8 protein-coding genes and 1 tRNA gene are annotated in these 12,461 nt (G+C 38.7%); 1 reads left to right on the top strand and 8 read right to left on the bottom strand.

Going from position 1 to position 12,461, the window contains the following annotated elements; genetic code table 11:
- Positions 1-13: 13 nt before the first annotated feature.
- The 4 genes from ABI125_10595 to ABI125_10610 form a co-directional block, all read right to left on the bottom strand.
- The gene (locus tag ABI125_10595; GenBank protein ID XCF05171.1) at positions 14-1,228 is read right to left on the bottom strand and encodes a T9SS type A sorting domain-containing protein; all 1,215 of its coding nucleotides are present in this window, start codon (positions 1,226-1,228) and stop codon (positions 14-16) included.
- A 390-nt stretch (positions 1,229-1,618) separates the two neighbouring features.
- Complete coding sequence (locus tag ABI125_10600) at positions 1,619-5,494, bottom strand: two-component regulator propeller domain-containing protein (GenBank protein ID XCF05172.1); 3,876 nt, start codon at positions 5,492-5,494, stop codon at positions 1,619-1,621.
- A 243-nt stretch (positions 5,495-5,737) separates the two neighbouring features.
- Positions 5,738-6,934: a DegT/DnrJ/EryC1/StrS family aminotransferase gene (locus tag ABI125_10605; protein ID XCF05173.1), complete on the bottom strand. Its 1,197-nt coding sequence runs from the start codon at positions 6,932-6,934 to the stop codon at positions 5,738-5,740.
- A gap of 130 nt (positions 6,935-7,064) precedes the next feature.
- On the bottom strand, positions 7,065-7,694 hold the full coding sequence (locus tag ABI125_10610; GenBank protein ID XCF05174.1) for an NAD(P)H-dependent oxidoreductase: 630 nt from the start codon (positions 7,692-7,694) through the stop codon (positions 7,065-7,067).
- A 184-nt stretch (positions 7,695-7,878) separates the two neighbouring features.
- On the opposite strand from ABI125_10610, the gene ABI125_10615 reads away from it, so the two are divergent.
- Positions 7,879-7,963, top strand: a tRNA-Ser gene (locus tag ABI125_10615).
- A gap of 214 nt (positions 7,964-8,177) precedes the next feature.
- Here the strand turns inward: ABI125_10615 and ABI125_10620 are convergent.
- The 4 genes from ABI125_10620 to ABI125_10635 all read right to left on the bottom strand — a co-directional run bounded on the left by ABI125_10620 (position 8,178) and on the right by ABI125_10635 (position 11,129).
- Positions 8,178-9,008: an IS3 family transposase gene (locus tag ABI125_10620; protein ID XCF05175.1), complete on the bottom strand. Its 831-nt coding sequence runs from the start codon at positions 9,006-9,008 to the stop codon at positions 8,178-8,180.
- 74 nt (positions 9,009-9,082) lie between these two features.
- A complete protein-coding gene (locus ABI125_10625) occupies positions 9,083-9,307 on the bottom strand; it encodes a hypothetical protein (GenBank protein XCF05176.1) in 225 nt (74 codons plus the stop codon).
- A 346-nt stretch (positions 9,308-9,653) separates the two neighbouring features.
- Positions 9,654-10,295, bottom strand: coding sequence for a DUF6266 family protein (locus ABI125_10630; GenBank protein ID XCF05177.1), 642 nt, complete (start codon positions 10,293-10,295; stop codon positions 9,654-9,656).
- A 177-nt stretch (positions 10,296-10,472) separates the two neighbouring features.
- Positions 10,473-11,129 (bottom strand): hypothetical protein, encoded by a 657-nt coding sequence (locus ABI125_10635; GenBank protein XCF05178.1) that lies wholly within the window; start codon positions 11,127-11,129, stop codon positions 10,473-10,475.
- Between the last annotated feature and the right edge of the window lie 1,332 nt (positions 11,130-12,461).

Consider the following 12,461-nt stretch of genomic DNA (forward strand, 5'->3'; position numbering starts at 1 on the left):
AATTTTAAATATTTTATTGTTTTACCATTTTATAAATCCTTTGGTCATCAAACCATAAAAAGTAGATGCCCGAGCTTAAATTTTGTAAAGACATTTTCAATTCCTTTGTTCCAATTTTAATTGACTCTTGTTTCACTTTATTCCCATAAGCATCAAACAGCACAACATTTACTGAAGATTTTAATAGGTTGTTCCCTTTAATGGTTACATCGTCTATAACCGGATTTGGGTAAACTACTATATTTTCGGCTTGAAGATTTGAATCTTCAACATTTAAAGCACCTTCTTCTGACCAAAATTTAACCAATCTTAAAAATCCTTCCCACATCTCGGTTGAAGCATTCCACGATTCAAAAATCAATTCAATTTCGTTGTTATTGGTGTCAAAACCTCTCAGCTGCCGATATGAGTTTTCCCATTCTTCGGTGCTACTGTTCCATTCCTGCCCCAAAATTTCAACTAGATTGTTATTGCCGTCATAGGTGTTCTCCACCCTTACCGTGTTTACCCATGAACCCGATGCAATAGTCTGTTCGGTTACTACCGTGGGCAAATTACTTTCGTTATAGTCAATAATGGTTTGGCGGTAAGGCGCACCCCACTCCATTGAACTGACACTCCAGCCATAAATTTCAATTAGAATAATCTGCTCATCGATATTGTAGGTATATTTTTTACGTTCTTCATTTTCCCAATCTGTAATGACATCACGCCATTCTTCCAATATTTCAAATTCAAGAAGGTTATCGGCGTCGTACAAGTAATTTAAACGTTGATCGTTAACCATCATCAAAGTGGCGAAATCAAGTTTGGTGCTATGGTCCTCAACAATATCGTTTCGTAAATTATATTCATAAACATTCTCGTTGAAAACCATCCAATTGCCCCCCGAATATATGGCATAACTAAATGTTTTGGTGTTGTTCGAAGCATCGTAGGTGTAACTATCCCTCGATCCGTTATTCCACATACCGTCTCCCCAATTTTGTAATATGCTTTCCGTTAAATTGTTATTACCGTCGTACGACTTGTTGAATTGATAAAAATTTTCCCAAACATCTCCGTTTAAAACAAGGCGTAAAAGATTGGTTTCTTTTATTCCGCCGTTATCGTATTTATAAAGGTCTCTTGTATTATGTTTCCAATCGGTTAGACCTTCATCCCACGAATATTGATGAATGGAATCCAACTTAAAGGTAGGTTGCGCGCACAAATGTACGAGGGACAAAAAAAGGGTGATTATATTTATGTAAAAGCAACGCATTTTAATGGACTGTTTTTGAATAATAAGGGGACAACTCTACATTTTTTGTTATCCCCCTATTCAAAGGATTGATTAATAGCCTCTTTTATTCCTTAGTGATAGTTATCGTTTTAACTATTTTGTTTTTCAGTAAAATATGTAGGATATAAGTACCCTTTTCCAAATGGTCAATACTCATATATATTTTTTCCTCATTGTTATCTGCAACAGAATCGACCATTTCAAACCTGGCATAAATATTTGGTTTTGCTAATGTACTCACAGAATTTCTATAACGATAGAAGATATGTTACAGAGTATGCAATAAATGTTACATCCCTAAAAAAGCCTTTAAAAACCTGTATTTAAAAACATTCAGTTTTTCTGAAGGTATTCGTTTGGCGTGCAATTATAAACTTCCTTAAAGCATTTAATGAAATAGGATGGCGTATTGAAACCGACTTGATAAGCGATTTCTGAAATTGTTGAATCTGATTTTATCAAAAGATCTATGGACAGCTTTAAACGTTGCGACCTAATAAATTCTGAAGTGCTCACACCGGCAATGGCCTTTAATTTTCTGTGCAATTGCGTTCTGCTCATGCCCATGTTTTCGGCGAAAGCCACACTTGTAAAATCGGGGTTGATTAAATTATCATCCAGCACCGTTTTTAAACGTTTCAAGAAGTCTTCTTCGGTGGAAGAAATTTGAATATCGGGGTTCACCGTAAACCCTTTACTGAAATGCTTTTGAAGTTTTTCGCGGTTTTCAATCAATTTTTCAACCCGTAACTTTAGGGTTTCTGTATCAAAAGGTTTAGTTACATAAGCGTCTGCTCCCGTTTTTAAGCCTTCTTTTATGTTTTGCTCGCCCACTTTGGCCGTTAAAAGTATTATGGGTATGTGGCTAGTTAACGCATCGTGTTTTAAAGTATTGCACAAATAAATACCATCCTGGATCGGCATCATCACATCACTGATAATCAAATCGGGGATTTGCTTCAGTGCCTTTTTAACGCCTATTTTTCCGTTTTTGGCCTCAATTATTTTATAATTGCTTTTAAAAATAGTAGCTATAAACGCCCGTATATCGGCATCATCTTCAACAATAAGCAAACTGGGGCTATCGTCGTTCAAATCTGCTTCAGCATGTCCATCACAAAGCAACTCCTCTTCAATGTCATTTTTATATAGTTCTGAAGGTTGGAATGCCTTTTTACTTACCGGAAGCGTCACCGTAAATTGAATTTTATTGGTATCGATACTGTTCGCAATTATTCTTCCTTTTGAAAGTGTTACCAATTCCTTTACCAATGCCAGCCCTACCCCAACACCTTCGGCCGTGGTATCATCTTGGTAAAACCGCTCGAAAAGTTTTCCGAGGTCTTTTTTTGAAATTTCCTTGGTGGTATTGATTACCGAAAGCACCAAATTATCTTCCTTACGGTTGGCATCAAAAATAATACTGCTGTTCTTCGTTGCATATTTAATAGCATTTGAAAATAAGTTTGAAACCGTTTTTTCAATGATATCAGGGTCATACCAAACCGAATTTAAGCGATCAATTTTACTGTCTATTTCAATATGTTTTTCAGAAGCTTTATACCGAAACGCCGAAACAATTTGGGTTAAAAGGATGTTCAAATTGCCTTTTGAAACTTTTAAACGTACCTGTCCGGAATCAATCATTGATAAATCCACCATCTGATTTACCAGATTAAGCAGCCTATTGGCATTTTGTTTCACCAAGCCCAATTCCTTTCGGTCTTCTGGTTTTAAATGGCCTTTGGACAATTGATGGTCTATAGGTCCCGAAATAAGTGTAAGCGGTGTTCTAAATTCATGTGAAATGTTGGTATAAAGTTTCGTTTTAAACTCGTCCAGCTTTTTTAATCGCTCAGTTTCGGCATGCTCGAGCTGCAACTGGGTTTTTATATTCCATCGAAATTTTAAATACCTATAAACCCCGAACATTATAAGTAAAAATAGCAATACATAAGCCAGTTTCATACCGTCTGTTAAGTACCAGGGCTTTAGAATGGTAAACGAAAAAAAAGCGGGCTCGTTATTCCAAACACCATCATAATTTGAAGAAATAACTTGAAAAGTATAGGTATTTGGCGGTAAATTGGTGTAATGTGCAAAATTAACGTTTTTCGGTGCCACCCACTCGTCGTTATAGTTTAGGAGTCTGTATTTGTACAAATTACGCTCTGGTTGCGAAAAATGCAAACTGGAAAACGTAAACGTTACGGTATTTTGGTTGTATTTTAATTCGGAATTTTGATTTAAAGGCCATTCCTTTGAAAAAACTTCAAACTTCGAAATAATGGTTTTGGGTTTAGCCGAATTATAAGTTAATTGCTCTGGATTGAACCAGTTGAGCCCTTCAAGCCCCCCAAAATAAATGGTACCGTGCCCATCTTTAAAATAAGCCCCAGTATTGAACTCGGTATCCTGTAAACCATCATCAACGCTAAATCCTTCAAATTTTTCGTTTTTGGGATCGAAACGGCACAAACCATTATTGGTACTCAACCATAAATTTTGATCGCTATCGGGCAACACGCCATAAACCACTTGGTTGGGCAAACCATCGCTTTTAGTATAAGTTCTTATGGATTGATTTACTAGATTGTATTTTTTTAAACCATTGCCATAAGTGCCCACCCAAAGCGTTTCGCCAACCAAAAGCAACGATTTTATTTTATCCTCCAGATCTTTAATTTTTTCAACCTTATCGGTTTTGGCATGCCATTTGAATACGCCCGAATTATCGGTACCAATCCATAAATCACCATTTTCGCCCTTAATTAAAGCCCGAATATTGTTATCGGTCAACCCCGAATTTTCAATATTAATTTCCTTGAGAATGCCTTGGATTTTATCAAACAAAATAACACCTTGCCGCTCTGTAGCTAACCATCTTCGGTTTTTCGATTCGGGCAAAATGCGCCAAATGGTATAACCTGTCAATTCAGGATAAAAACTATAATGCTTTAAATTTTCAATAATATTTAGTCCGTAGCCTTGGTGCCCTACCCAAAGATCGTTTTCAAAAATATTTAAGCTTATTATGCGATTGCTGTTAAGATCAGAATTATCAGTGGTTAAAGTTTTATAAGTTTCATTTTTGGTATCGCCAAAGGTTAGTCCTTTTCCGGAAGTCCCAATCCAAAAGTTATCATTGCAATCAGTTGTAAAACTTCTTACCATATCTACATTCACCGACCGTGGCACTTGGTTGTTGGTTAAAATATTGAATTTTATTAGGTGTTCGTCGTAATAACTGGCGCCAGTTCCATCCGAGCCAACCCAAATTACCCCAGTGATGTCTTCGTACAAACAAAGCATATCGTTATAATGGATGGCAAACGGATTGTTTTTATTGGCCTTAAAATTTTTGACACTTTTGGCGGGGAAATCAATTAAATAAACCCCATTGCCATAGGTAGCAATCCATAGGCGGTTTTTGCTATCTATTAACAAATCTTCAATGTTTAAATCTTCTGGAAGATTGGGGTGACTGTATTTTCTAAATTGATTGTTATTTACGGGCATGTAAAAGAGACCATTGCCAAACGAACCTAGCCAAACCCCACCATTACCATCGTTTTCCAATACGCTGAAATTGGTTTCCGAAGAAATTTCTACGGGAATTTTTACATAGCGTCCATTGCCATAAACCCGAAAAACCGCGTTTGAAGCTGCAGCCAAAACGTCTTTGCCTTGTTGCGCAATATGATAAACAGTAGTTTTGGCATCTTCATTTTTAAAAACCTTAAGGGTGTCTTTAGTTTTTGCATCGACTTTTAAAAGTCCGTTGCCATAAGTGCCAATAAAAAGATTTAAAGCTTCGTCCTGAAAAATAGAACTGGCCTTAAACGGAAGGTTAACAATTTTAAAATCATCCGTTTGTGTTCGGTAAAGTTCCAATTGCCCAGAATGGGTAATGATCCACAAGCGGTTTTGCGCATCAATATACACCTTTCCCAAGTTGCTAAATGTGCCTCGGGTAATATCTTCAAACTGTTTACTGTAATGTTTAAAAGATCGGCCGTTGTAACGGTTAAGACCGTCTTGCGTGGCAAACCACATGTAGCCAATGGAATCTTGAACCATACTGATAACGCTGTTTTGCGACAAACCGTGCTCTACCGTCAGTCCCCTAAAAGCCATCTGTTCTTTATGGTTTTGGGCAAAAACAGCAAACGTGATCAATAATACCAGAACCGTTCTTAATGTACTCATTTATAGGATTTCCCTATAAATCTACAAAAATACAGCGAACAATAAAGAATTTCTTGAAGCCGAGGTTCACATAAACAAAACCACGACATCTTAACTGTTATAAAGTCCTTTAAAATTGGGTCTGAAAATTGAAATTCCTTTATTTGGATTCCCTTCTTCACGGGAATGACAAATTCGACTGCGCTCATCGCACCGCAATATCAACGAAAACCACGACGCAAAGCGATCTGGAGTTCTTTTAGATTAACTGAGAACTTCCGAGATGATTTTAGCCATTTTTTGGGCGCGGATTTTCACTTCCTCTTCAGTCCACGATAACTTTATTAAACAGGAAATGTTTCGAGCAATGTAGTTATCGGATTGTGAAAAATCTTTAGTTTGAAGATATTTCAGCCCATCCTTCACTTCTTTTGAAATGGGGTATAATGATTTTAGATTCTTTAAATGATCCCATTTTCGGATGTAGTGCCAGTTGTTATTGTAGTAATGGAAACAAGCATCAACACCATTTTGCTTAAATGCTTCTGAAACTTTGGTCGCCGATTCCAAATCAGGAAGGAAGAAACTCAGAAATCCGTAATTTTCCTCACCACCCTCGGGAACGGTTCTAAAAGTAACCTCAGGAATATGGCTCAATTCATCTTTTATGATGTTAAAATGTTTCTTTTGCGTTTCGATGAATTCGGGCAAACGCTTCACTTGTGCCAAACCTACTGCGGCATGCAATTCTGAAATCCTAAAATTATAACCTAAAAACGGATGGCTTTCCGCACCACGGTCATTCCCTACGTGGTCGTGGCCATGGTCGCTATAATGGTCTGCATTAGTGTAATATTCCTTATTACTGGTTACCACTGCACCACCTTCGCCACAGGTTATGGTTTTTACAAAATCGAATGAAAAACAGCCTAAATCGCCAATACTTCCCAAAGGTTTGTTTTTGTAAGTACCACCTATGGCTTGGCAGGCATCTTCTACTAACAATAACTTATTGGCTTTACAGATTTCTTGCAAAGCGTCCATTCTAGCCATACCACCACACATTTGCACTACCATTACGGCTTTGGTTTTTGGTGTAATGGCTGCCTTTACTGCTTCGGGGTCTAACCCTAAAGTATCGTCGATATCTACCAAAACCGGAATAGCTCCCAACATCATTATAGCCTCAAAACTGGCTACAAAGGTAAAGGTGGGCATAATTACTTCGTCTCCCGCACCAACACCAGCAGAAGCTAAAGCTATGGACACTGCGGCTGTTCCGCTGGAGACCAATTGAACGTGATTGGATTGTAGAGTATTTTGAAGTTCGGCTTCTAGTTCTTTGGCCTTCCAATGGCCGTTTCGCATACCATCGAAACCGTAGCGCATTAACACGCCATTGTCTAAAACATCGTTAACTTCTTTTCTTTCTTGTTCTCCAAATAGTTCGAATCCTGGCATAATATATTTTGTTCTTTCTTTTAAATTTTGAAACTGCTGGTTTGCGTTAGGGATTGAAGCGGCATCCTTTTTTGAGGGACGATAAAAAGATACAGCGAAAAGCCCGACCCTTGGGTAACGCCCATAAAAATTAAATTTCTATAATCGCCTCTTCTAAAGGTTTGCGCACTTTTTTGAAACTTGAAAACATATCGTCGTCGGCGCGGTAGCCAATAGGCAATAGCAATACCGATTTTAGTCCTTTTTCTTCAAGCTGAAGGATTTCGTCGTACCTGGCTGGCACGAAACCTTCCATGGGGCACGAATCGATACCCTCGATGGCACACACCGTCATTAAATTACCCAATGCGATGTAGGCTTGGTTAGTGGACCATTTTTGGCGTTCTTGAACCGACATGCCTTTTATCATTTTTATGAGGTCCTCTCGGTACGGTTTTAAAATTTCGTCGGGTGTATTGCGGATGCCTTTTATGTTGTTGTAAAAGTCGGTAACGTCGTCTTGCAGGATATTGTCCTGAATGCAAATGATTAGCAAGTGCGAGGCATCGACCACTTGTTTTTGATTATAAGCGTACTGCTGCAGCGGTGCACGCATGGCCTTATCTTTAACAATAATGAGTTTAATGGTTTGGAGACCAAACGAGGTAGCCGTGAGGTTAAAGGCTTGTTTTACTACGTTTAATTTGTCTTCGGGCAGTGTTTTTTCTGCATTGAATTTTTTGGTAGCGTAACGCCATTTTAGCTGCTTTATGGTATCCATTATAAATTATAATTTGTGCAAAAATAAGGTTTGTGTTTTGTTTTTTACAAATAACCTTGCAAAATATGATGGCGTGGCCTCACAGAAAATTATTTTAAAAAAACTGCACTTTTCTTTGAAAGAATTAAAAAAGGGTTTTATATTTGCACCCGCATTCAAGCAAATAGCTTGATGAGGCACTCAAGGAGAAATGGCAGAGTGGTCGAATGCGGCAGTCTTGAAAACTGTTGAGGGTCACACCTCCGGGGGTTCGAATCCCTCTTTCTCCGCAAAAACCCTTGTAAACAATTGATTTACAAGGGTTTTGCTTTTTAGTTGACAACATAGTTGACAGTTCTTCAGCATTTCTTTGAGCTATTTGAGGATCATGCCTAAAAGTTGTGTTTAGGCAAAAATTTGTGTCAATCTAAAGAGGAAGAATTCTGTATTCTTGACTCCTCTGAACTGGACTTGCAACAAAAAGTCGGACATTTTTTCTAAGACCTATGCTACATTTTTAAATTGATAAAATTCTAGTTCTACTTCGCAAGGGGTTTTATATACCAAATATGAGTGTAATCGTTTTCTGTTGTACCATATTTCGATGTACTCAAAAACAGCGGTCTTGGCCTGTTCCATAATTTTAAAACCATCATCATAGACAAGTTCAACCTTTAATGTTTTGAAGAAGGATTCAGCAACTGAATTATCCCAACAATTTCCCTTTCTGCTCATGGATTGGGTCACCAACGGGTTGGATTTAACAAATGTTCTAAATGCTTTTGAGGCGTACTGTATCCCTCGGTCTGAATGAAAAATTAAATTGTTGCCTATATTTCGTTTGCCAGTGGGCATTTTCCATGCCGGCACAACAGTTTGGCCCGTATGCAGGCTTGTGCTCAATGACCAACCTACAACGTGCCTGTCGAACAAATCAATAATGGTTGTCAGGTACAGCCAACCTTGGTTGGTCTGGATGTATGTAATATCGCTGACCCAAGCTTCATTTAGCCTGCTAGGATTAAAGTTTCTGTCGAGTAAATTTCTGCAGACCGGATATTTGTGATTGGAATCCGTGGTTGCCTTAAACTTCCTTTTGTGTTTGCTCACCCAATTGTTCGCCCTCATGATTTTCGCTACTCTGCACCTGGATATACAATGGCCTTTGCGCTTTAGTTGCTCCGCTATCCTTGTGGAGCCATAACGTTGTTGGCTCAGATCAAATTCCTTTTTTATCAAATCTGTAAACAGGCCATGTTCCAGTGCCCGTTTTGACGGGCCAGATGTATACCATATATAAAAACTGCTCCTACTTACTTTAAAAACATTGCACATCCTCTCGATGGGGTATAAATGTTTATAGCTGGCTATAAATCCATAGATTTCCCATCGCTCTTGAAGATTTGATATTAAGAGGAGAAAACACTGTTTTCGGGTATTTTGTGCACGGCCTTTTTTAATACTTCGACTGCGCTCAGTACAGGTATTTCAAGTTCAAGTTCCTTTTCTTTAAGGGATTTGCGCAGTCTTTTAAGTTCCAAGGCATCATCGGATATTGGTTTTTCTGGCTTAGGGGACGTGGTTGTTTTGGCTGCCCTGCGCCATTTGTAGATCCTTTGGGCCTCTATGCCCATTTCGTCCGCTAACTCTTTTTATGTTCTCTCGCTGGTAGCTTAAGCGAACTGCCTGTTCCTTTAATTCGGGCTGTAATATCGTTTTTTCATGTTTCTAAGATATTTGTTTTGTAACAAACGGTCTTAAATTTTGTGTCCTAGTAAAGGTAGCGACTCCACTATTTTCCGATACAAAATGTAATGCACTACTGATTATCAATTAATTAGCTATCAATAGATACAAATAAGCAACAAAAAGTGTTGAATTATAGCTAATTAAGGACTAAAGATAGGAAAATCGAGAGGTGTAAAGATAAAAAAACCGCCCCTAAAAAAGGACGGTTTTCTGAGAAAACGTCAATCGCTATTAAGCAACTGTTACAGAACCTAAATAAGAGCTATTCGCTACTTTAGAGCCATCTTCTGAGATAAACCCTAAGAATACCTCAACATCTTCACCTGTGTATTCAGAAGGCACGGAAATACTTTCTGTTCCGGCTGACCTTGCGGGTCCAGCTGTTGTAAATACACTTTCACCTCTTGTAGCGTTGTAAAGCAAAATCATTGCTTTATCAGTAGCTAAGGCACTACCACTTCCAGAGTTATCTGTCCAGGTCACATCTACTGTAGCTGCACTTGGAGAAGAAACTGCTCCATCTACTGCACCTGTAAGATTACCACGAGTAACCAATGAATTTGCGTAGTCAATCGCAAAGTTCGGATAAGCTCCTGTAATTGCGTTGTTCAAGTTGTAAGACATTGCAGCGTTAAACTGAGTCATCTTGTTAGCATATAATTTGAAACCAACACGCAAGAAGTCTGTCATTGGTTGCAGGAAGCGAAGCACGGTTGAAAACTTTGAACGTTGGTCAACTTGTCCTTCGGTTCTTGGGTTCGCTACACTGGAAGGTTTAATTCTTAGGTAATCAATGCCCTTCCAAGTTCCACCGATTACATTCCCAACCTGTCCTGAGACACCACCGAGAATACCTTGATTAATTTTTCCCATCTTTTCTAATATTTTTGGGGTTAAACAAATGTTCGGACTTGGCACGGACTTGACTCGGCTTTGCCCTTTAATATCTAAGATACTTCAATAAGTGTGCAGTAGTTCAGTCAGGGTTTCTGTTGCTTTTCTTTGCTCTTTTTTGCCTTTAAGAAATGGATTTTATGACAGATGCAGTATTTAAACTACACCTGTTTTATTCATCAACTTATAGAAGATTGCCTTCTTAGCGGTATCTATCATTTTTAATGAAAGTTTGAGTTTTTCCTCATTTACTTCCAACAATTTCAAGTGGTGAATTGACTGGTGAAATAACTGAGGATGTTTGCTTGCAATACATTCATTATCCCGAAGGTGCTTTTTCATATCTCCAATCGTGATGAATGGAATTACAGAGCCTTTGAGGTAGTAATGGAAAGATTTAGACTTCCATAATCCGAAGCAAAGCCAATACATAAAATCCTTTTCGGTGTCATTGGTTGTAATGCAGACAAAGCAATTCGGACAAGGTTCATTCAGCGGTTTTCCGCTATTCAATCCTTTATTCAGTATAAAGAAATGAGGTTCAGAATAATTCTGATTTAATCGGTGGGTTTTGATGCGAAACGTTTTCATATAGTGAGCCATTAAATATTTGCTCGCTACGCTTCGCTCATTCATTTTTAAAAGAGAAAAGAAAAAAGGAAAAAAAAGAAAAGAGAAAGCTCTTGAAAAGGCGTGTTCGGGAGGGTTGTCAAGGTTTTTGGGAAAAATACAACCCAAAGGGTGGAGATTTTTTTCAAAACCCGTAGGGCTTGACCTTGATAATCCGTTTGTGCGGTGGGCTTGAGCGGACACGCCTATCTTTGCTGCTCTCTTTTATTTATAGACTTCTTTTTCATTTTAAAAGAGCAAAAAAAAGAGCCCCCTAAAAGGGAAGCTCTGATAATGATAACTCTAACCAAAATAGGCGGATAATATAATCTGTAACGCCACAATGAACAGCACCAATAAAGAATGGTGAAACGGTAGTACGAATACCAAAAAGTAGCCAACGACTACCACAACGAAGTGAAAAGAATGTTTTGCACATAACGAAATAATTTAAATTAAACATAGTGCCGTGTTTCAGGAACGGTGCGATTGCTGCAAGGGCTCTGGATAAAAAATACTACCTATGGGGTGGAGATTTTTTATTCCAACAGGCGTAGCGTACCCTTGTGGCTCTCGCATCCGCAAGCCTGTACCTTTGCTATATGTTTGATTTTTTTTTGGTTAATTATTTCAAATCGAACAATGGTATCTTTTATCCCAAGCATATAATTGAAGTTTAATTACTGGCTTAATTATAAAATGTTGAACTGTTCGGTAATATGTAACATACTTCCTTGTGAGGTTGTAACTGTGCGTAAACGCAGGTAAAAACAGCCTTGAGCTAATCGGCTGGACGAAGGCTGCAAGTAGTGAGGTACGAACGGATTGCGGACTTTGGACAAGCAACGCGAGCCGCCTGCGAGTGGAGCAAGGGTGCTACCAACAGTAACCCTGATAAGGGTGGTTTGTAGCTATGTGTGAAGTGGAACGTAGCCTTTTTGTAATTTTTCTTTACACAAAAAGGCGTAGTGCAACGGAACTTACACAAGGCTTACCGCTTTAATAGCCATAGCGATAGCGGAGGCAAATCAAACAGCATTAAGCCGCAGCCCGTAGCGACCCGCAGGCGAGCAAAATTATGGGTAGTGGTTGGATTTTTTGCGACTGACTGGAGGAACGGAAGGAAGTGGCAAAAAAGACAAGGGAACTACCGTGACAACTGACAGAGGAACGCAATAAAAGTGACAAACTGCGTAGCTTTAGCGAAGCACCCATAGGGCATTATAGCTCTTTTTTTGACCTTTAAAAATTGAAGTATTCCAAAAAATGTGCTGTAATGGTTTGGCGATTTTATTTGCTGACGACCGAAGGCGGAACACCGCTTTACCTGCGTTTGGATGTGCGTGGGGAAAAGCAAGTGCAGGACTGAATGGATTGTAGTGCAACGGAAAGGAATGAAGGACTTCTCTTGCTGTGCGTTGCAGGAAGTGGATGATTGTAGTAAGTGAGGTACGAGCGAACGAAAAGAACCTACTGGAAGCAAATGGCTGTGCGGTGGGGAATATCCAAATGTACTATTATCAAGACTGATTTCAC

It is taken from the genome of Tamlana crocina (assembly GCA_040429635.1).
Lineage (GTDB): Bacteria > Bacteroidota > Bacteroidia > Flavobacteriales > Flavobacteriaceae > Flavisericum > Flavisericum crocinum.